Source organism: Streptomyces sp. NBC_01689 (assembly GCF_036250675.1).
In the GTDB taxonomy this organism is placed as follows: Bacteria; Actinomycetota; Actinomycetes; order Streptomycetales; family Streptomycetaceae; genus Streptomyces.
Genome location: NZ_CP109592.1, coordinates 3,794,638 through 3,815,703, shown reverse-complemented (window position 1 = coordinate 3,815,703; position 21,066 = coordinate 3,794,638). Strand labels below are relative to the sequence as shown.

Annotated in this window: 15 protein-coding genes; 7 read left to right on the top strand and 8 right to left on the bottom strand. The window is 72.3% G+C overall.

The features are described from left to right. Window positions 1–76 precede the first annotated feature (76 nt). The 7 genes from OG776_RS16000 to OG776_RS15970 all read right to left on the bottom strand — a co-directional run bounded on the left by OG776_RS16000 (window position 77) and on the right by OG776_RS15970 (window position 9,555). A complete protein-coding gene (locus OG776_RS16000; protein WP_148010431.1) occupies window positions 77–1,168 on the bottom strand; it encodes a PadR family transcriptional regulator in 1,092 nt (363 codons plus the stop codon). A 1-nt stretch (window position 1,169) separates the two neighbouring features. After that, window positions 1,170–2,072 (bottom strand): DUF4097 family beta strand repeat-containing protein, encoded by a 903-nt coding sequence (locus tag OG776_RS15995; protein ID WP_187285692.1) that lies wholly within the window; start codon window positions 2,070–2,072, stop codon window positions 1,170–1,172. A 386-nt stretch (window positions 2,073–2,458) separates the two neighbouring features. Continuing rightward, window positions 2,459–2,644 carry a DUF6104 family protein gene (locus OG776_RS15990; RefSeq protein WP_010061466.1) on the bottom strand — a complete coding sequence of 62 codons (186 nt, stop codon included), beginning with the start codon at window positions 2,642–2,644 and terminating at the stop codon, window positions 2,459–2,461. A 137-nt stretch (window positions 2,645–2,781) separates the two neighbouring features. Further along, the gene (locus OG776_RS15985) at window positions 2,782–6,603 is read right to left on the bottom strand and encodes a multifunctional oxoglutarate decarboxylase/oxoglutarate dehydrogenase thiamine pyrophosphate-binding subunit/dihydrolipoyllysine-residue succinyltransferase subunit (RefSeq protein WP_148010433.1); all 3,822 of its coding nucleotides are present in this window, start codon (window positions 6,601–6,603) and stop codon (window positions 2,782–2,784) included. A 282-nt stretch (window positions 6,604–6,885) separates the two neighbouring features. Continuing rightward, the gene (locus tag OG776_RS15980; protein WP_148010435.1) at window positions 6,886–7,986 is read right to left on the bottom strand and encodes a HAMP domain-containing sensor histidine kinase; all 1,101 of its coding nucleotides are present in this window, start codon (window positions 7,984–7,986) and stop codon (window positions 6,886–6,888) included. A 40-nt stretch (window positions 7,987–8,026) separates the two neighbouring features. Beyond that, window positions 8,027–8,764, bottom strand: a complete 738-nt coding sequence (locus tag OG776_RS15975) for a response regulator transcription factor (RefSeq protein WP_148010436.1) — start codon at window positions 8,762–8,764, stop codon at window positions 8,027–8,029. 113 nt (window positions 8,765–8,877) lie between these two features. Then, window positions 8,878–9,555: a spermidine synthase gene (locus tag OG776_RS15970; protein WP_148010437.1), complete on the bottom strand. Its 678-nt coding sequence runs from the start codon at window positions 9,553–9,555 to the stop codon at window positions 8,878–8,880. A 397-nt stretch (window positions 9,556–9,952) separates the two neighbouring features. Here OG776_RS15970 and OG776_RS15965 point away from each other — a divergent pair, with 397 nt between their 5' ends. The 3 genes from OG776_RS15965 to OG776_RS15955 all read left to right on the top strand — a co-directional run bounded on the left by OG776_RS15965 (window position 9,953) and on the right by OG776_RS15955 (window position 14,582). Beyond that, a complete protein-coding gene (locus OG776_RS15965) occupies window positions 9,953–10,957 on the top strand; it encodes a rhomboid-like protein (RefSeq protein WP_315986907.1) in 1,005 nt (334 codons plus the stop codon). Between the two features lie 327 nt (window positions 10,958–11,284). Next, window positions 11,285–13,708 (top strand): endopeptidase La, encoded by a 2,424-nt coding sequence (gene lon / locus OG776_RS15960; protein WP_329321276.1) that lies wholly within the window; start codon window positions 11,285–11,287, stop codon window positions 13,706–13,708. 382 nt (window positions 13,709–14,090) lie between these two features. Beyond that, window positions 14,091–14,582, top strand: a complete 492-nt coding sequence (locus tag OG776_RS15955) for a MarR family winged helix-turn-helix transcriptional regulator (RefSeq protein WP_329321274.1) — start codon at window positions 14,091–14,093, stop codon at window positions 14,580–14,582. 759 nt (window positions 14,583–15,341) lie between these two features. Here OG776_RS15955 and OG776_RS15950 read toward each other — a convergent pair. Beyond that, window positions 15,342–16,130, bottom strand: coding sequence for a protein phosphatase 2C domain-containing protein (locus OG776_RS15950; protein WP_148010440.1), 789 nt, complete (start codon window positions 16,128–16,130; stop codon window positions 15,342–15,344). A 393-nt stretch (window positions 16,131–16,523) separates the two neighbouring features. Here OG776_RS15950 and OG776_RS15945 point away from each other — a divergent pair, with 393 nt between their 5' ends. The 4 genes from OG776_RS15945 to OG776_RS15930 are packed head-to-tail and all read left to right on the top strand — an operon-like array spanning window position 16,524 to window position 21,049. Continuing rightward, window positions 16,524–19,484: a sensor histidine kinase gene (locus OG776_RS15945; RefSeq protein WP_329321272.1), complete on the top strand. Its 2,961-nt coding sequence runs from the start codon at window positions 16,524–16,526 to the stop codon at window positions 19,482–19,484. Beyond that, a complete protein-coding gene (locus tag OG776_RS15940; RefSeq protein WP_187285693.1) occupies window positions 19,481–19,984 on the top strand; it encodes a roadblock/LC7 domain-containing protein in 504 nt (167 codons plus the stop codon). The genes OG776_RS15945 and OG776_RS15940 overlap by 4 nt, the downstream gene beginning before the upstream one ends. Then, window positions 19,981–20,388 carry a DUF742 domain-containing protein gene (locus OG776_RS15935; protein ID WP_148010441.1) on the top strand — a complete coding sequence of 136 codons (408 nt, stop codon included), beginning with the start codon at window positions 19,981–19,983 and terminating at the stop codon, window positions 20,386–20,388. Before OG776_RS15940 ends, OG776_RS15935 begins: the two co-directional genes overlap by 4 nt. After that, the gene (locus tag OG776_RS15930) at window positions 20,369–21,049 is read left to right on the top strand and encodes a GTP-binding protein (protein WP_261994638.1); all 681 of its coding nucleotides are present in this window, start codon (window positions 20,369–20,371) and stop codon (window positions 21,047–21,049) included. Before OG776_RS15935 ends, OG776_RS15930 begins: the two co-directional genes overlap by 20 nt. Window positions 21,050–21,066 lie beyond the last annotated feature (17 nt).

Sequence of the window (21,066 nt, the reverse complement as noted above, 5' to 3'; positions counted from 1 at the left end):
GAGGGTGTGTCCCGAAGGCCCCGGCCGGTGCGCCGGGCCCTGTCCTGTCCCGGTGATTCCCCGGCGCCGGTGACCGTCAGTTCTTCGGGGTGTGCAGCGCGGCCCCGATGTGCGCCGCCGCCATCGACAGATGGCGACGGGTCGCGCGGAGCTGGTCCTCCGTCACCCCGTGGTCGCGGGCCGCGTCACGGATGTCGTCCCGGAACCGGTCCAGGAGACGGTCGAGGTCACGGGCGGGATCGCCGGTGGAGCTCTCGTGTGCCCAGGAGGGTTCGTAGTCGGCGGGGAAGTCCTCGGGAGTGTCGGAGTAGTCGGGCTCCCGGGCGGTGGCCGGGCCGGATTCCGCCGTGCCCGGCCGGCCCGGGCCGGTGTCCTTCCCGAAGGACTTGCCGAAGTCGGCCCCGAAGGTCTTGCCGAAGTCACCGAACTCCTTGGCGAGTTCGGTGAGACCCTCGCGGACCCCGGTCGGCCAGTCCCCGCGCGCGAAGTGGTCCTGGACCTGTTCCTGGACCCGCCTGGCCATGCGCTGCATCTCTTCCTGAGCCTGGGCGCGGACCCTCTCCTGCGCCTCCTTGGCCTGCCGGCGCGCCCGCTGTGCCTCGTCGCGGGCCCGGCGGCTCTCGTCCTTCGCGCGCCGCGCCTGTTCCTTCCACTCCTGCTTGACGCGCCGCATCTCCTCCTTCGCGGCCCGCCACGACTCCTTGTCGCGGTGGTCCCCGAAGTCCCCGAAGCCCGCCGGGCCCTCGTGCTCCGCGCCGCCGCCCGCACGGCCGTTGCCGCGCCGGGCCTCCGTGGCCGCCGCGCGCATCTCGCGCCGCAGGTCGCCCGCGGCACCCCGCACGTCGGCGCGGATCTCCGCGGCGAGCTCGGCGACCGACTCGCGGATCTCCAGCTCCAGATCGGCCAGTTCACCGCCGCGGTCGGCCAGTTCGGCGCGGCCCGCGTCGGTGATCGCGTACACCTTGCGGCCGCCCTCGGTGGTGTGGGTGACCAGTCCCTCGGCCTCCAGCTTGGACAGGCGCGGGTAGACGGTGCCCGCCGAGGGGGCGTACAGCCCCTGGAAACGCTCCTCCAGGAGGCGGATGACCTCGTATCCGTGTCGCGGGGCCTCGTCCAGCAGCTTCAGCAGGTAGAGGCGCAGGCGGCCGTGGGCGAAGACGGGAGGCATCTCAGAGCACCTTCTTGTCGGTCGGGCCGTCCGTGGAGTCGTCGGCCGGGCCGGCCTGCGCGTGCGTGGCGGGAGCCGGCCCGGGCGGCTCGTCCTCCACCGGTGGCCTGCGGAGCAGGGCGATGGAACCGGAGGCGGTCACGGCCCTCAGCTTGCCGTTGCCCGCGCCCAGCCGGCCGGTGATCTTCTTGGCGCCCCACTGGCCGCTGACCCGGAGGTCCTCGAAGGCGCTGGAGACGGTGCCGCTCGCGGTGTTGGCCTCCACGTCCGCGTCCGCCGGGTGCGGGAGGCGGATGGCGATCTCGCCGGAGACGTTCGTCAGACGCACGTCGGTGGGGGTTCCCGTGGGGTCGAGGTCCACGATCATCGAACCGCTCACCGAGTCGGCGCGGACGGAGGAGCCCGAGGCCTCGACCACGGTCAGGTCGCCGGAGACGGAGTTGAAACGGAGGTCGCCGGTGACCGCCTGGGCCTCCAGGCTGCCGGAGACGGTGTCCACCCGGACGGGGCCGGAGAGGCGCACGAGCGTCGTGTCGCCGGTGACGCCCTTCACCTCGACGGGGCCCTCCACACCGGAGACCACGGCGGCGGCGCCGACCACGCCCACCTCGACCCGCGTGCCGGCCGGGACGGCGAGGGAGACCACCGCGCTGCGGCGCCAGCCCTTACTGTCGAGCCACTTGAGGAAGCCCTTCCAGGGCAGGTCCTCGTACGCCACGGTGAGCGTGCCGTCCCGCTGGGTCACCTGGAGCGGGGGGCCCTCCAGCTGGGAGACCTGGAGCCTCGCGGAACCTTCGTCGGTGCCCACGACGTTCACTGTTCCGTTGACGACGCGTACGTGCAGCGCCGTCACGGGGTCGTCGAAGGTGAGCTTCTTCGGCTCTGCGACGGACCACTCGGACATGGTGCAGACCTCCAGACGACCCGGTCCCGGACGGGCTCGGACAGGGAATCGACGCGCCATATCGCGTCTCCCGTATTCACGATATATCGCGGATACGGAAAGTCAAGACACCCCGTTCCGGCGCGATGCGGGGAGAGGCGTGCACGACGGGGACGCGCGCCCCGTGCCGCACGCCCGCACGCTTCCGGGAAGCGCGCCCGCACGCCTCTGTGACGCGCGCCCGCACGCGTCCGTGACGCACGCCCGTACGCCTCCGCCGCACCCGCCCGCACGACTCCGCGACACCGCGAGCAGGCACGACAAAACGGCCGCGCACGACGCGTACGCCGCACACGGCCGGGAGGAACGCGGCGGCCGGGCCGGACCCGGCCGCCGCGGGCCGGGACCTACTCGTCCTCGTCGTCCTCGTCGTCCAGCCGTGCCAGCCACGTGGCCAGCCGCTCCACCGGGACCTCGAAGTCCGGGTTGAGGTCGACGAACGTGCGCAGCTGCTCGGCGAGCCACTCGAAGGTGACCTCCTCCTCGCCGCGTCGCTTCTCCAGCTCCTCGATGCCACGGTCGGTGAAGTACATGGTCGGTGCTCCGGTCGGTGAAGGGGGAACGGACGGGGAATCGTGAACGGGATCGGAAAGGGGCGGGCGGGGGACGCCGCGGGCCCGGCCCCCGAGAGGGAGCCGGGCCCGCGACGACCTAGGAGGCAGTCCGAGGCCTAGGCCTCGAACACCTCACGCACCAGCTGCTCCTGCTCGGCCTGGTGACGCTTGGCCGAACCCACGGCCGGCGACGAGGACGCCGGGCGCGAGATGCGGCGCAGCCGCTCACCGTGCGGGACGTCGGCGCCGACGGCGAGGTCCAGGTGGTCGATCAGGTTGAGGGCGATGAAGGGCCACGCGCCCTGGTTCGCCGGCTCCTCCTGGGCCCACAGGTACTTCTCGGCGTTCGGGTACTTGGCGATCTCCGCCTGGAGCTCCGCGCCCGCGAGGGGGTACAGACGCTCGATGCGGATGATGGCCGTGTCCGTGCTGCCGCGCTTCTGCCGCTCGGCCTCGAGGTCGTAGTACAGCTTGCCGGCGCAGAAGACGACCCTGCGGACCGCCGCGGCCTCGACCGAGTCGTCGCCGATGACCGGACGGAAGGCGCCCGTCGTGAACTCCTCCGCCTTCGACGCGGCGGCCTTGAGACGCAGCATCGACTTCGGCGTGAAGACCACCAGCGGCTTGTGGTGTGGGTTGTGCACCTGCCACCGCAGGAGGTGGAAGTAGTTCGACGGGAGCGTCGGCTGGGCGACCGTCATGTTGTTCTGGGCGCACAGCTGCAGGAAGCGCTCGATGCGGGCCGAGGAGTGGTCCGGGCCCTGGCCCTCGTAGCCGTGCGGCAGGAGCAGGGTGACGCCGGACGTCTGGCCCCACTTCTGCTCGGCGGCCGAGATGTACTCGTCCACGACCGTCTGCGCGCCGTTGACGAAGTCGCCGAACTGCGCCTCCCACATCACGAGGGCGTCCGGGCGGGCCAGCGAGTAGCCGTACTCGAAGCCCATGACCGCGTACTCGGAGAGCAGCGAGTCGTAGACGTTGTAACGGGCCTGGTCGTCGGAGAGGTACTGCAGCGGGGTGAAGTCCTCGCCCGTGACCCGGTCGATCAGGACCGCGTGCCGCTGGCCGAAGGTGCCGCGGCGGGAGTCCTGGCCCGACAGCCGGACCGGGGTGCCCTCCAGGAGGAGGGAGCCGATGGCGAGGGTCTCGCCCATGCCCCAGTCGATCGTGCCGTCCTCGATCATCGCCGCACGACGCTGCAGCTGCGGCAGCAGACGCGGGTGGACGGTCACGTTGTCCGGGATGTTGACCTGGGACTCGGCGATCCGCTTGACGACCTCCTGGGAGACCGCGGTCTGCACGGCGACGGGGAACTGCGCCTGCGGGTCCGAGATCTGCACCTCCGCGCCCTGCGAGACGGCCTCGCGGACCTCGGTGAAGACCTTCTCCAGCTGGCCCTGGAAGTCCTGCAGCGCCTGCTCGGCCTCTTCGAGGGTGATGTCGCCGCGGCCGATCAGGGACTCGGTGTAGAGCTTGCGCACCGAGCGCTTCTTGTCGATCAGGTCGTACATCAGCGGCTGCGTGAACGCCGGGTTGTCGGACTCGTTGTGTCCGCGGCGGCGGTAGCAGATGAGGTCGATGACGACGTCCTTGTTGAACGCCTGGCGGAACTCGAAGGCCAGGCGGGCGACGCGGACGACGGCCTCGGGGTCGTCACCGTTCACGTGGAAGATCGGCGCCTCGATCATGCGGGCCACGTCGGTGGCGTACATGGAGGAGCGCGACGACTCCGGGGCGGCGGTGAAGCCGACCTGGTTGTTGATGACGATGTGCACCGTGCCGCCGGTGCGGTAGCCGCGCAGCTGCGACATGTTGAGCGTCTCGGCGACGACACCCTGACCCGCGAAGGCCGCGTCACCGTGCAGGGCGACCGGCAGGACGGTGAAGTCCGTGCCGCCCTTGTTGATGATGTCCTGCTTGGCGCGGGCGATGCCCTCGATGACCGGGTCGACCGTCTCCAGGTGGGAGGGGTTCGCGGCCAGCGAGACCTTGATCTGCTCGCCGTCCAGGCCGGTGAAGGTCCCCTGGGCGCCCAGGTGGTACTTCACGTCGCCGGAGCCGTGCATCGACTTCGGGTCGAGGTTGCCCTCGAACTCGCGGAAGATCTGCGCGTACGACTTGCCGACGATGTTGGCGAGGACGTTCAGCCGGCCGCGGTGGGCCATGCCGATGACGACCTCGTCCAGGCGGGACTCCGCGGCGCTGTCGATGACGGCGTCGAGGAGCGGGATGACGGACTCGCCGCCCTCCAGGGAGAAGCGCTTCTGGCCGACGTACTTCGTCTGCAGGAAGGTCTCGAAGGCCTCCGCCGCGTTCAGCCGACGCAGGATGCGCAGCTGCTCCTCGCGCTCCGGCTTGGAGTGCGGGCGCTCGACGCGGTCCTGGATCCACTTGCGCTGCTTCGGGTCCTGGATGTGCATGAACTCGATGCCGGTGGTGCGGCAGTACGAGTCGCGCAGCACGCCGAGGATGTCGCGCAGCTTCATCATCGACTTGCCGGAGAAGCCGCCGACCGCGAACTCGCGCTCCAGGTCCCACAGGGTGAGGCCGTGCTCGGTGATGTCGAGGTCGGGGTGCTTGCGCTGGCGGTACTCCAGCGGGTCGGTGTCGGCCATGACGTGGCCGCGGACCCGGTAGGAGTGGATCAGCTCGAAGACGCGGGCGGCCTTCGTGACGTCGTCGTCGTGGCTGGCGTCGATGTCCTTGAGCCAGCGGACCGGCTCGTAGGGGATGCGCAGCGCCTCGAAGATCTCGTCGAAGAAGCCGTTCTCGCCGAGGAGGAGGTTGGCGACGATGCGGAGGAACTCGCCGGAGGCGGCGCCCTGGATCACCCGGTGGTCGTAGGTCGACGTGAGCGTCATGACCTTCGAGATGCCGAGCTTGTTCAGGGTGTCCTGGGAGGTGCCCTGGAACTCCGCCGGGTAGTCCATGGAGCCGACGCCCATGATGACCGACTGTCCGGGCATCAGGCGCGGGACCGAGTGGACGGTGCCGAGGCCGCCGGGGTTGGTCAGGGAGACCGTGACACCGGTGAAGTCGTCCATCGTCAGCTTGCCGTCGCGGGCGCGGCGGACGATGTCCTCGTAGGCCTGCCAGAACTCGAAGAAGTTCAGCGTCTCGGCCTTCTTGATGCCGGCGACGACGAGCTGGCGGTCGCCGTTGGGCTTCACCAGGTCGATGGCGAGACCGAAGTTCACGTGCTCCGGCTTGACCAGGGTCGGCTTGCCGTCCTTCTCCGCGAAGGAGTGGTTCATGGTCGGCATGGCCTTGATGGCCTGCACCATCGCGTAGCCGATGAGGTGGGTGAAGGAGATCTTCCCGCCCCGGGCACGCTTCAGGTGGTTGTTGATGACGATGCGGTTGTCGAAGAGCAGCTTGACCGGGACCGCGCGCACGGACGTGGCCGTGGGCACCTCGATCGAGGCGTTCATGTTCTTCGCGACCGCGGCGGCGGGGCCGCGCAGCGTCACGAACTCGGGACCGGCCGGAGCCTCGGCCGCGGGCGCCGCCTTCGGCTGCGCGGCGGCCGGAGCGGCCTTCGCGGGCGCCGGGGCGGCGGCGGGCTTCGGCGCCGGGGGAGCGGCGGCCGGGGCGGGCGCCGGGGCCGCAGGGGCCGCAGGAGCGGCCTGGGCCGGGGTCCTGGGCGCCGCGGGCGCGGCAGGGGCTGCCGGAGCGGCAGACGCGGTCGCGGCCGGCGTGGTGGTGGTCCCTGCGGCCCCCGCGGCCGCAGTACCCGCCGGAGCCGAGGCGGCCGGGGCCCCTGGCTTGTAGTCGGCGAAGAAGTCCCACCAGGCTCGGTCTACCGAATTCGGGTCCTGGAGGTACTGCTGATAGATCTCGTCGACGAGCCACTCATTGGGACCGAACGCAGCGGCGGGGTTCTTCCCGGCTTGGTCTTCGGTCGAAGTGCTCGAGTTACTGGGGGACTGTGGCGACACGGCGGCAACCGCCCTCTTCCGCTTCACAAGGTGATGGACAGCGGGAATAAAGGCTACGCCTCCCTGGCCGGGAAGGTCAGGCCGGGCCCGTCCAACGTCGCGCAAGTCACATCGGAAAGCGTGTTTCGGTGAGGGAAATGGCGGGAAACAAGCGGGGTTCCGGACCGGAGTGGGTACGTCGATCCGGGGTCGCGGCACGACTCACGCGGCCCTGTGCCTGATCACACGTGTCCACGAGCGGCGGGCACGGATGGATCTTGTGGCTCCGGTTCGAACTTTACGTCAACTTGGCAGAGAAGGAAGGCCCGGAAGGGTGACCTGGATCCGGCAGCCCCGCTGGGATTCGGCCACGCCGATCCGGCCGCCGTGCAGATCGACCGCCCAGCGGGCGATGGCGAGCCCCAGACCCGTGCCGCCGTCGCTGCCGGGCCCGTGCGGCGCGGGCACCCCGCCGCGGTTGAAGCGCTCGAAGACGCGGTGCCACTCCGACTGGGGGATGCCGGGGCCCTCGTCCAGGACCTCCAGGGCCAGCGACTCGGGAAGGTCGCCGCGACGGGCCTTCACGGTGACCCGGCCGTGCGGCGGGCTGTGCTTGACCGCGTTGTCGATGAGGTTGGCGACGACCTGGTGGATCCGCTCCGGGTCGGCGTGCGCGGTCAGCTCCGGCGGGGAGACGTCGAGGTGCAGATGGACGTCGGTGCGGGTGTGGCTGCCGGAGCCCGAGGCGAGGCCCCCGCGCGCGGAGGCGACCATGTTGGCCTCCTTCAGGACGCCCGACAGGTAGGGCCACACCTCGAAACGGCGCTTGCGCAGCGGTACGACGCCGTTGTCGAGCCGGGAGAGGTCCAGCAGGGTCTCGACCAGCCGCCCCAGCCGCTCCGTCTGCTTCAGGGCCGTACGCATGGTCTCGGGGTCGGCGGCGGAGACGCCGTCCACGACGTTCTCCAGGACCGCGCGCAGGGCCGCGATCGGGGTGCGCAGCTCGTGGGAGACGTTCGCCACGAGTTCCTTGCGCTGGCGGTCCTGGGCCTCCAGCTCGTCGGCCATGAGGTTGATCGTCTGGGCGAGGTCGCCCAGCTCGTCCCGGCGGCTGTCGCTGACCCGGCGCGTGTAGTCGCCGTGCGAGATGGACCGGGCGACCGTGTTCATCTCGTCCAGCGGCGCGGTGAGCGAATGCGCGACGAACTGGGTGATCAGCAGGGTGGCGATCATCGAGAAGACCGTGATGAAGCGCAGTTCCGTCTCGGTGCGCACGGCGATCATCAGCAGGCCGGTGGTGATGAAGACCGAGACCACGACCAGCGTGCCCAGCTTGGTCTTGATCGAGAAGGGGCGCACGGAGCCCCAGGGCCCGGTGTTCCCGCGCTCTCCCGGTCCGCTCATGAGATCAGCCCCCTCCGACAGGTCCTCGCGAGGACCCCGCTCAGGGAGTCGGGGTCTCCAGCGCATAGCCCACACCGTGCACGGTGCGGATGCGCTCGGCGCCGATCTTCCGGCGCAGCGCCTTGATGTGGCTGTCCACGGTCCGGGTTCCCGAAGCGTCCGCCCAGTCCCAGACCTCGGCCAGCAACTGCTCGCGGGAGAGTACCGCGCGCGGCGTGTTGGCCAGGCACACCAGCAGGTCGAACTCGGTGGGGGTGAGGTGCACGTCCTCCGAACGCACCCGCACCCGGCGCTGGGCGTGGTCGATCTCCAGCTCGCCGAGGCGCAGTATGCCGCTGCGCGGCGTCGAGGCCGCCACCACGGCCCGCTCGACCCGCCGCAGCAGGACGTGCACGCGCGCGGCCAGCTCGCGCATCGAGAACGGCTTCGTCATGTAGTCGTCGGCGCCCACGCCGAGCCCGACCAGCATGTCGGTCTCGTCGTCGCGCGCGGTGAGCATCAGCACCGGCACCGGGCGCTGGGCCTGGACCCGCCGGCACACCTCCAGGCCGTCGAAGCCGGGCAGCATGATGTCGAGGATCAGCAGGTCGGGCTGCCAGGCCTCCGCCGTGTCGACGGCGGCCGGACCGTCGCCCGCGGTTTGCACGAGGAACCCCTCGGCCCGCAGACGGGCCGCGATGGCGTCGACGATCGTCGGGTCGTCCTCGACCACCAGCACCCGGCGCTGAGCGCCCTGCGTCGCCGCCGTGCCGTTGTGGGATGTGTGGGTCTGCTCCATCGCCCGCCCCTGATGTGTGCTTTCCGGAATCCGTGGGGTGATCCCATGACTGCGCTTGACGCTTGAATGATCCGCGCCAGGGGAGCAGCGTAAGGGCAGTCGACCGCGCTCGGCTATCCAGGCCCTGTCGCGAGGTGGACGACGTCCGGAACGCCCCGGGCAACGGGGATCTCTTCGGTACGCACCTGTCGGAATCCGGCATTCCGCAAGGTTCCTTCAAATTCCGGAGAGGGCTGGGCCGACCACACGGCGAGCACCCCGCCGGGCCTCAACACCCGCGCGCAGTCGGCGAGTCCGGCCGGTCCGTACAGGCTGTCGTTGTCCTCGGTGACGGTCCAGTCGGGGCCGTTGTCGATGTCCAGGCAGAGCGCGTCGTACGTGGCGGATGTCTCACGCAGGTGAGCGCACAGGTCGGCCTCCACGACCTCGGTGCGCGGATCGGCGAACGCCGGTGCGGAGAGCGCGGCCAGCGGACCGGCACGGTGCCAGCCGACGATGGCCGGCTCACGTTCGACGACGGTGATGCGTCCCCACCGGGGGTCGGCGGCCGCGTGGGCGAGCGAGAACCCGACACCGAGTCCGCCGATCAGCACGTCCGGCTCCGGGCGTCCGTCGAGGGCGTCGTACGCGGCGTCGACGAGCAGCCGCTCCGAGCGGCCGTCCGAGGTGTCCATGAGGAAGCACCCGTTGGCGATGATCTGCAGCAGTGCTCCGTGGCGCCGCAACACGACCTCGCCGTACGGGCCTTCCCTGCGGTCGATGACTACGGGGATGTCGTACGGAGCCGTCATGACCGCCATCCTGGCACTTCCGCCCGGACGGGCGGACGGGGTGATCCCCGGTGCGCGGACCGCCGGCACGGCGGGGAGCCGGTCGCGCGTGAGGGGGCCGGCAGCCCTTCCCTTTCCCCCTGCCCGCTGCTCGCTCCCCTCCTTCCTGTTCCTCGTGTTCCTCCTGTACTTCCTGGTCCCCCCTTGCACCTCCCCCTTGCCGCTCCCCCGCCTCTCTCCTTCGTCTTTCCCTCCTTACATACGGCAGGCCTGCGGCGACCGGTGCGGGCGTGCGACGGGGCGGGGGCGGCGTCGCCGGATGTCGGTTCGCTGTGAATCGCCCCGCGGGTGGCGTCGGTCATAGACAGTGACGCGCGGGACACCCAAGGGTGGGCGGGGACGGAAGGAGCCCATCCCCTTGGACCGGAGCACGACCGCGGCGGCCACGGCCTCCCCGTCCGACGCGACGCCGGAGACGCCGGGCGACCCGCGGGAACCCGAGGACGCGGAAGCGGGCGCGTCCGTGCTGGAGGGCATGCCGCGGCAGCGGGGCGAAGCGGCCCCGGAGCCGTCCGTGCCCCGTCCTCCCGTCTCCCGCCCCCGTGCGCTCGCCCGTGCGCTCGCCCGTGCGCTCGCCCGCGCGCTCGCTCCGGCCCGGTCGCGTGCGCCGCGGGCGTGGCGACTGCTCCCCACCCCCACCGGTACGCCCTTCACCTTCGGGTACGCGGCCCTGCTCGCCGTCGTCTCGACGACCGCCGGCCACGCGCCCCCCTCCCTCGTCCACGCCCTGCAGCAGGGCTCCAGCACGGACGTGGCGCACCTCGTACGCCATCCGGTGCTGGTGCTGCTGGCCAGCGCCCTGTGGATCGCGGGCGGCTTCGCGTCGATGTACGCCGCCGGGTTCGTGCTCGTGCTGACGGCGCTCGAGCGGCGGGCGGGAGGGCTGCGGACGGCGGGTGTCTTCCTCCTCGGGCACGTCGTGGCCACGCTCGCCACCGAGGTGCCCGTGGGGCTGTCGGTGCTGACGGGACACCTGCCCGGCAGTTCCCTGCACCGTCTCGACTACGGCATCAGTTTCGGCGTCGCCGCGAGCGTCGGCGCGCTCGCCGGGCTGCTGGGCCCGTGGCTGCGCTGGCCGGTGCTGATCGGCTTCGCGGCGGTGCTGGTCGGCGACCTGATCGCGTTCACGGATCCGTTGACGGACTGGGGGCACCTGCTGTCCCTGGCGATCGGTGTGTCGACCTGGCCGCTCGTGCGCCGCCGGCAACGGTCCGGACCCGGAGGTCCCGGAGGTCCCGGCGGTCCCGGCGGGCGCGGCGGGCGCGGTGGGGCAACCGGGGGCCGCCGGGAGAGGGACCCCGGTGTCCGGACCCCGGGCCAGGCGGCCGGGACCGCCGCCGTCCAGGTCCCTCGGTCCTCGTGACCGAGCCGCGCCGGGCCCCGGGGGCCGGGTCCCGGGGTGTCGTCAGTGGCGCCGGGGGCCGCCGTGCAGGGGCCTCGGGGGACTCGGGGGCGTCGTGCGGGTCTCCGGGAACAGCGGGCGTCGTCCGCTGGTTCCTCCCGTAGACGCCCGGAGGGACGCGGTCGCGCCGACCGTCTCACCCCGTGCGAACCGCTCTGACCTGTGGGGACGTGTCCCGCCCTGACGAGTGGCGGAGTGATCGCCCAGAGCGAACAGGCTCGGGGGAACAATCGGGGACTCACGTGCATTGAGTCGGTGTAACTCAACTTGCATGCCGAAGGGAAGATCATGGCTTCGACGTCCACAACGCTCACTCTGCCCGTGCTGCCGCTCGACGACGAGGTTGTGCTGCCCGGCATGGTGGTTCCGCTGGACCTGAACGACGCCGATGTACGCGCCGCCGTGGAGGCCGCCCAGGCCGCCGCGCGGTCGGAGCCCGGCAAGCCGCGGGTCCTGCTGGTGCCACGCATCGACGGGGCGTACCCGGGCACCGGTGTGCTCGGCACCGTCGAGCAGGTCGGCCGACTGGCCGACGGCGACCCGGGCGCGCTGATCCGCGGCCGTGGACGCGTGAAGATCGGCGCCGGGACGACCGGTCCGGGTGCCGCGCTCTGGGTCGAGGGCACCCGGATCGACGAGACCGTGCCCGACCCGCTGCCCGGTCACGTCACCGAGCTGGTCAAGGAGTACAAGGCCCTCGCCACCAGCTGGCTGCGCAAGCGCGCCGCCTGGCAGGTCGTGGACCGGGTACAGGCCATCGACGACGTGTCCGCGCTGGCCGACAACTCCGGATACTCCCCCTTCCTCAGCACCGAGCAGAAGGTCACGCTGCTGGAGACCGCCGACCCGGTGGCCCGGCTGAAGCTCGCCACCGAGCAGCTGCGTGAGCACCTCGCCGAGCAGGATGTCGCCGAGTCCATCGCCAAGGACGTCCAGGAGGGCGTCGACAAGCAGCAGCGCGAGTTCCTGCTGCGGCGCCAGCTGGAGGCCGTCCGCAAGGAGCTGCGCGAGCTGAACGGCGACGCCAAGGAGGGCGAGGAGTCCGACGACTACCGCGCCCGCGTCGAGGCCGCCGACCTTCCCGAGAACGTCCGCGAGGCCGCGCTCAAGGAGGTCGACAAGCTGGAGCGGTCCAGTGACCAGTCGCCCGAGGGCTCCTGGATCCGGACCTGGCTCGACACGGTGCTGGAACTGCCGTGGAACGAGCGGACCGACGACACCGGCGCGTACGACATCCAGGGCGCCAAGGCCGTCCTGGACGCCGAGCACGCCGGACTCGACGACGTGAAGGAACGCATCACCGAGTACCTCGCGGTGCGCAAGCGCCGCTCCGAGCGCGGGCTCGGCGTGGTCGGCGGGCGGCGCGGCGGTGCCGTGCTCGCGCTGGTCGGGCCGCCCGGTGTCGGCAAGACCTCGCTCGGCGAGTCCGTCGCGCACGCGATGGGCCGGAAGTTCGTCCGGGTCGCCCTCGGCGGTGTCCGGGACGAGGCGGAGATCCGCGGTCACCGGCGTACGTACGTCGGTGCCCTGCCCGGCCGTATCGTGCGCGCCATCAAGGAGGCCGGGTCGATGAACCCGGTGGTCCTGCTGGACGAGATCGACAAGGTGGGCTCCGACTTCCGGGGCGACCCGGCCGCGGCCCTGCTGGAGGTCCTCGACCCCGCGCAGAACCACACCTTCCGGGACCACTACCTGGAGGTCGAACTCGACCTCAGCGACGTGGTGTTCCTGGCGACGGCCAACGTGCTCGAAGCCATCCCGGAGGCCCTGCTCGACCGTATGGAGCTGGTCAGGCTCGACGGCTACACGGAGGACGAGAAGGTCGTCATCGCCCGGGACCACCTGCTGCCGCGCCAGCTGGAGCGGGCGGGTCTGGCGAAGGACGAGGTCACGCTCGACGAGAGCGCGCTGCGCAAGCTCGCCGGGGAGTACACCCGGGAGGCGGGCGTCCGCAACCTCGAGCGGGGTGTCGCCCGGCTGCTGCGCAAGATCGCGGCGCAGCACGAGCTGGGTGAGCGGGAACTGCCGTTCACGGTGACCGACACCGATCTGCGCGGGCTCATCGGGCGTCCGCACCACGTGCCCGAGTCCGCCCAGGACCCGGCCGAGCGCCGTACCGCGGTGCCCGGTGTCGCCACCGGTCTGGCCGTCACGGGAGCGGGCGGTGACGTCCTCTACGTGGAGGCGTCGCTCGCCGATCCGGAGACGGGCGCGGCGGGGCTGACCCTGACCGGCCAGCTGGGTGACGTGATGAAGGAGTCGGCGCAGATCGCGCTGAGCTTCCTGCGGTCGCACGGAGCCGAGCTGGAACTGCCGGTGGGCGACCTGAAGGACCGGGGCGTGCACATCCACTTCCCGGCGGGCGCCGTTCCCAAGGACGGTCCGAGCGCGGGCGTGACCATGACGACGGCTCTCGCGTCGCTGCTCAGCGGACGGCCCGTGCGCACCGACGTGGCCATGACCGGTGAGGTCTCGCTGACCGGCCGGGTGCTGCCGATCGGCGGCGTCAAGCAGAAGCTGCTGGCCGCCCACCGGGCCGGGGTGACGACGGTCGTCATCCCGAAGCGCAACGAGCCCGACCTGGACGACGTCCCCGCGGAGGTCCTGGAGAAGCTCGACGTCCACGCCGTCACGGACGTACGGCAGGTGCTGGAGCTGGCGCTGACCCCGGCGACCAGCGGCGCGACCCCGGAGGTGCCGGTGGCGGCGTGACGGACGCCGCCGGTCCGTCCGGACGGGGAAGGCCCGGGCCCGTGAGGGAGCCCGGGCCTTCCCCTGTCCCGGGCGGGCGCCGGGGACGGCGGGATCGCGCCCGCCGGCCGTGGGGCGGGGTCCCGGCGATCCTGTGATGGTGTGCGCATGCCAGTATTTGTCCGTCCATGGAGCCGGCTCGCGGAAGGCCGCCGGGAAGCTCCGGGGAAGCCCTGGGAAGCCCTGGGAAGCCCTGGGAAGCCCTGGGAAGGCCCGGGGAGGGCCGCGGGAGGGGGCCGGAGGCTGCCGTCGGACCGCGCCTGCGAAATACTGGCGGAGCTGCGGAAACGCCGACTTTCGGCAGAAACTTTCAGGATCGGGAAACCGGGTCAGGGGTGCTGACGTGCACGAGGGCGCAAACGGCGACGGACGCCGTGTCGGATCCGACGCGTCGGACCATGGGGTGGACCAGGAATTCCCGGCACTCGAACGGGAGTTGACCGTCTTCCTGCGCCGTGCCCGGGCCAGTTCCGGCGAGATGGCCCGCGAGGTCCACCCGGATCTGGAGTCGTCGGCCTACGGACTCCTCTTCCGTCTGGAGGAGTGCGGCCGGCAGCGCGCCACGGAACTGGCCGCCTACATCGGCGTCGGCAAGGCCACGATGTCCCGTCAGCTGCGGGCCCTGGAGGAACTGGGCCTCGTCGCCCGCGAACCCGACCCGGCCGACGGGCGCGCCTGGCTCGTCCATCTCACCGAGGGGGGCCGGGACCGCTTCCGCCGGGTCCGGGAGGCGCGACGCGCACGGTACGTCCGCGAACTCGCGGGCTGGGACCCGCACGAGGTCGCCGAACTCGCCCGGCTGCTGCACCAGCTGAACCAGGGCATGGAGAAGTGACGGGCCGCTCCGCGGGCGGACCGGGGGCCCGCGTGGCCGCCCGCCACGGGGGCGGGGCGTCCGCGCCGTCCGCACCCGGCGGCCCACGCCGTACGACGGGACGGGCCCCCGCCGTGCCGTAACCCGGGGCCGGGATCCACGTGACCCGCGCGGGCCCGTGACCGGCCCGGTGCGATCCGTCCGCCCGTGCGCCCGGCGCCCGTGCGCCCGGCGCCCGTGCGTCCGGGGCGTGCCCGTATGAGCCGCACGGGTCTCGGGTACCGGGTCGCGCGGACGCTGCGTGCGGCGGCCCGTGTGCTCGTGGTCGGTGTCGGTCCGAGACCGGCCGGGTGGGCACCGTCGGCCTGTGCCGGTCTGTGCGTACGCCCGGGGGAGTGCCCTGCATGAGCCGCGCGGGTCTCGGGTCGCGCGGACGCTGCGTGCCGCGGCCCGTGTGCTCGTGGTCGGTGTCGGTCCGAGACCGGCCGAGTGCGCCCCGACGGTCCCTGCCGGGCTCTGTCCCCGGCCTGGGCGCGCCCTGTCCGGAGAAGCGTGCTCGCTCCCCGTCGCGCCGTGTGCCGCACGCCGGGTGGCACGGGCGCGCGCCTGAGTGGCACCATCCGCAGCCTCGCGGCACCGGTCGGCCGACATCACGAACGGCCGGGTGCGCCCGCCCCTGGCCGAGGCAGGCCGGCGGGTCCCCTCCCGCCGCGCCACCGTCACGTCGGACGGCGGGGGCGCGCCCGAGCGCGCTCCCGCCCGCGTGCGCGCCGCCCCCGTTCAGAACTCCGCGAAGACCACCGTCGCGTCGTCGTGCGTCTTGCTCCGGCGCAGGCGGACCCGGCGCTCCGCGTCCTCGCGCTCCAGATTCCGTACGCGGTCGACGAGGGACTGCGCGCCCTCCTTGCGGACGAGCGTGAACAGGTCGCCCCAGCCGCCCTCCTCGAACTTCTCGACCCAGCGGGTCGCGCCGTCCGTGAGAGCGGCCAGCGCGCGGACCTCCGCACGCGGCAGCACACCCGTCACGGCCCGTGCCGCCACCGACGGGTCCGCGGCCGCCGTGAAGAAGCCGCCCTCCTTGTTGCGGGCCGTCGTGTCGGCTATCGCGTCCGTGGCGAGCCAGGCGCGCGGGACGAGGTCGAGACGGTTGTCCAGGACCGCGGTCACCTCCCCGGTGGGGGACTCCACCAGCAGGGCCGAGTCCGACAGGACCAGGTACTCGACCAGGTCGGCGGACCACCGCGCGACCACCACGGTTGCCTGTGGCGTGCGCGGGTGAGAAAGGTCACAGGACCCGGCGTGGGCCTCGGCGGTGCGCCGGATCGCCCGGGAAAGGATCTCCGTCAGGGGCAGATCCCGGCGGGAAAGGGACAGTTCGGCCAGTGATCCGCCGAGCCGTGCCGAGAACCAGGCCACGGAATGAAGACATCCGTCGTCGTCCGGCGGTGGTGTGACGCCGTCGAGGAGGACCAGTGAACCCCCCTGTCCCGAGGCCGGAAGTCCGACCGATGCGAAGTCCTCATTGGGGCGGCCCGGGTCGCCCGGTTCGGAAACGAGTTCGGTGCGCATCCAGCCAGTCTGCACGAGCTCTTCACAAGGCCCACGAAAGGCTGGCAACGGGCGCCGAACGGGTACGGACCAGCAGCTCAGCCGCCTGGTTTGGCATGGAATGATCGACTCCGGGAACGCGTGGCGGCGAATACTGCCAAAGGCGCTCGCCCACGTCCAACCGGCCCGCCGCGCAAGGGGGGCGCACGCGCCAGAGGAACTTGCCCGCCAACTCCCGTCCGGGGTTCACTCCTTCGGGTGGCGGGTCAGATGATGCGGGACCACTGCCCACCGGCACTGGGAGGGTCGGGAGCCGATGGGGGCAGCCCCTGCGCACGCCGGGACAACGGCGCGCGGAGGGTGACACCTTCGTCGACGGAGCGTCACCCGGGCCCTTGGGTACACGAGTCAGGAATGCGAGCACCGGTGCAGAAGATGCGGTCTCGGCGCACAGGCAGGCAGTCGGCCCCCGCAGGGGGCGTGGAACGCACGCCGGGGGCCGCGGGGGACACCTCCGCGGGCAAGGGCCGCGCCGCTCACGTACGTAATCGGCTGATCGTCGCCGTGGCGGTCGTCGCGGCCGCCATCGCGGGCGCCGGAGCCCCCGCGGTCATGACGGCCTCCGGACAACTCAACGACACGCAGAACCTGGTGACGCTCGCGCAGCGGACCCAGGAGGCACTGACACTCGCCCACGCGCTCGCCGACGAGCGCGACGACGTCACCGCCTACATCGCCGCGGGCCGCCCCAAGTCCAAGGCGCCCTCCGAGCAGCGCAGCGCCCGCGTCGACCGGCAGGTGACGGAGCTGCGGGCGGACGAGGACGCGCCCCCGGTCCTCCTCGACGACCTGGACGGCATCGGCGCGGTCCGCCGGGCGGCGCTCACCGGCAAGAGCGACGCCCTCGAGACGCACGAGGCCTACTCCGCGGTCATCACCGCACTGCACGGCCTCGCCGAGGATCTCGCCGAGCGGCTGCCGCCCCGGGCGGGCTCCGGCGCGCACTCCCTCGCCGAGCTCGACTCCGCCGTCCAGCAGTCCGCCGCCGCCCGCGGGCTGCTCCTCGCGGCGCTCAGCGTCCCGCGCACCACCAGCACGGTCTTCGACCCGGTCACCGGCCTGTCGACCACCACGAGCAGTTCGTCGACGGCGGGCACCAAGCAGCGTGACGCGCTCACCGCCGCCGCCCAGCAGGCGCGACTGCGCTCGGACGCGGCCGTCGCCGACTTCCGCGAGACCGCGCCCAAGGCCGCCAAGGCCTCCTACGACTCGACGGTCACCGGACCGGACGTCAACGCCGCCGACAAGTTCCTCGCCGGCCTCACCGACCAGCCGACGCTCTCCGACGGCGAACTCGGCACCAGCACGAAGAAGGCGGACGCCGCGCTCTCGGCCCGGGTCGAGCTGATGCGCGGCGCGGAGGCCTCCCTCTACGAGCACCGCACCAAGGACCTCGAACTGCTGCGGGACGACGACGTCACCGCGCTGGAGGTCCGGATCGCCCTGATCGGCGCCCTGATGCTGGTCGCGGTCGGCGTCTCCATGGCGATGGCCCGCACCCTCACCCGCCCGCTCGCCGTGCTGCGCATCGGATCGGCCCGCCTCGCCGCCGACCCGGGGGCGGCGGAGCCGGTCAAGTTCACCGGCCGCAACGACGAGTTCGCCCAGGTCGTCCGCTCCGTCAACGCCCTGCACGCGCACGCCGCCGCACTGCACGAACGGCTCGCCACACTGGAGGGCGACCGCAAGCACCTGATCGGCCGGCGCCAGCTGGCGGCCGACGAACGGGACCGGCTGCGAGCCGAACTCGCCCAGGCCGCCTCCCACTTGGAGCAGGTGCGCGGCACCATCCACAGCACCTTCGTCAACCTCGCACTGCGCACGCTCGGCCTGGTCGAGCGTCAACTCGGGGTCATCGAGGGGCTGGAGGAGCGCGAGCAGGACCCGGAGCGGCTGGGCACGCTCTTCAAGCTCGACCACTTCGCCACCGTGATGCGGCGCCACAGCGAGAACCTGCTGGTCCTCGCCGGCCACGAGCACGTCCAGCACCACGCGGGCCCGGTCCCGCTGGTCGACGTCGTGCGCGCCGCGGTCAGCGAGATCGAGCGGTACGAGCGGGTGCGGATCGCGGCGCTGCCGCCGCACGCCCACCTCGCCGGCTTCGCCGCGGACGACCTCTCCCACCTGCTGGCCGAACTCCTGGAGAACGCCACGTCGTTCTCGCCGCCCGACCTCCCCGTCGAGGTCTCCGGCTGGCTGCTGGAGAGCGGCGAGGTGATGCTCTCCGTACAGGACGAGGGCATCGGCATGGCGGCCGAGCGGATGACCCAGCTCAACGCCCGCCTCGCCGCGTTCGACCCGGACGACGCCTACGACCAGGAGAGCGGAGAGGGGCTCGGCCTCGGCCTGTACGTCGTGGCCCGCCTCGCCCACCGGCACGGTGTACGGGTACAGCTGCGCGAGCAGAAGCAGGGCGGGACCGCCGCGGTGGTCGTCCTGCCGAAGACGCTGCTGTCCGCGTCCCCCGCGGGCACGGTCCCCTCGGCCACCCCGGTCCCCGGCGGCGCCCCCTCGGTGACCCTTCCCGGGGCCGCCGCCGAGGCCAACTCCAACGTGCTGCGCGGGCGTTCGGCCCTCAGGGCAGCCATTCCCGGCGCCGCGGCCGCCGATGAGGACCCCTTGATAGCCGCGGCGGAAGAGGCCGTACGGGACGCCGGGACGCAGGACCCGCCCGTCCCCGGCCCGTCCGCCGCCGAGACCACGATGGAACTCCTGGCGCCCGTGCCACCGGCCGACGCGCCCGTACCGCCACCGCGCGGCCCGGTCGCACGGACCGACGGCCCGATGGCCCCCGCGGACGGCCCGCCCGCGCCCTCGGGCGGACGCACGGCCGCGGCGGACGTCCCGGCGGCGCCCCGGGACGGTTCCACGACGTCTCCGACGGCCGGGCCCGCGCAGGCGACGGACGGACCCGGGGCGGCCGACGCGCCCCCCGCCCCGTACACCGTGCCCGCCCCCCGGTCCGCCGCCGACCCCTACGCCATCGGACCCGACGTCCACGACCGCGCACCGGACGACGAGCCGGAGCGGGTCACCGACAAGGGCCTGCCCAAGCGCACACCGAAGATCTCCGCGCCCGCGCCCGCCCCCCGGGCGCGTGTCGGCGGGGTGGACGCCGAGGCGCTGCGGCGCAGGCTCGGCGGCTTCCACCGGGGTGCGACGGAGGGCCGCCGCGACGTCGAGGCGGAGATCGCCGAACACACGGCACAGACACGTACCCCCGGGACGCCGGACGGCCCGGGCAGCGCACCACCGCACCAGGCACCGGACGCAGTAGACGCATCGGGGGGCACAGTCGAGGAGGCAAGCAGTTGACCGCGCCCAGTACCTTCGGCCTGAGCAGTGAAGCCCGCAATCTGCACTGGCTGCTGACCAACCTCGTCGAGGAGGTGCCCGGACTGCTGTCGGTCGCGGTCGTCTCCTCCGACGGCCTGCTGCTCCTGTCCTCCGACCCCGGCCGCAACGCCGAGGCCCGCACCGGCACGGAGCAGCGCCCCACCGGGCCCAAGGGGTCCGCCGCGGACCTCGCCACCATCGTCTCCGGCATCGGCAGCCTGACCATCGGCGCCGCGAAGCTGATGGAGGCGGGCGGCGTCAAACAGACCATGGTCGCGATGGACGACGGCAGTCTCTTCGTGATGTCGATCAGCGACGGCTCGCTGCTCGGAGTGCACGGCGCCCCGGACTGCGACATGAGCGTGGTGGCGTACCACATGGCGCTCTTCGTCGGCCGCGCCGGCCATGTGCTGACCCCCGAACTCCGCAGCGAACTACGCCAGTCACTGGAAGCCAAGCCGACGGGGAGTGCCCGGTGAGTTCTTCCTCCACGCCCAAGCTCCCCATACGCGGCGGCGATCGCAAACCGGCCCGGGTCCGCCCCTACTCGCTCACCGGGGGCCGTACCCGCTTCGGGCACGTGCTGCTCGTCGAGACCTTCGTGGCGGCGCTCGACGCCCCCGAGGAGCGCCGCGAACTGACCAACGGGTCGCTCGAGACCCGGGTGATGCCCGAGATGCGGGCCATCGTCGAACTCTGCCGCCGGATGCGTACCGTGGCCGAGATCGCCGCCCTGCTCAGGATGCCGCTGGGCGTGGTCCGCGTGCTCCTGAGCGACCTGGCGGACCAGGGAAAGATCCGTGTGTACGGAACAGGTCACGGCCCGGGACAGCCGGACCGCGCTCTGCTGGAAAGGGTGCTGAATGGACTCCGTCGTCTCTGAGGGCGCGCCGAGGAGCGCCTTCCCCGCCACGGCGCCGTCGCCGCTCGCCCCGGTGCCGCCGTCCGAGGCGGAGTCCGACGAGAACCTGCACGCCTGGCAGACCGACCGCAGCCGGGCCCCGATCGCCACCAAGATCGTGGTCGCGGGCGGATTCGGCGTGGGCAAGACCACGCTGGTCACGGCGGTCTCCGAGATCACGCCCCTCCAGACGGAGGCGCTGATGACGCAGGCCAGCGAGGACACCGACGACCTCAGCGCGACCCCGGAGAAACTGACCACCACCGTGGCCATGGACTTCGGCCGCATCACGCTCGACGACGACCTGGTGCTCTACCTCTTCGGCACGCCGGGGCAGCAGCGGTTCTGGTTCATGTGGGACGACCTGGTGCGCGGCGCGATCGGCGCGGTGGTCCTCGCCGACACCCGTCGCCTCAAGGACTGCTTCCCGGCGCTCGACTACTTCGAGAGCTGCGGACTTCCGTACGTCGTCGCGGTCAACCACTTCGACGGCAGTGAGCCGTTCGACGCCGCCGACGTCCGTGAGGCCCTCACGGTGCCTCCGCACATACCTGTCATGATCATGGATGCCAGGCGCCGGATCTCGGTCGTCGAGACGCTTCTCGCGCTGGTGGGGCACGCGCTCGACGTGAGCCCCGAATAAGACGTACGCAGAGTAAG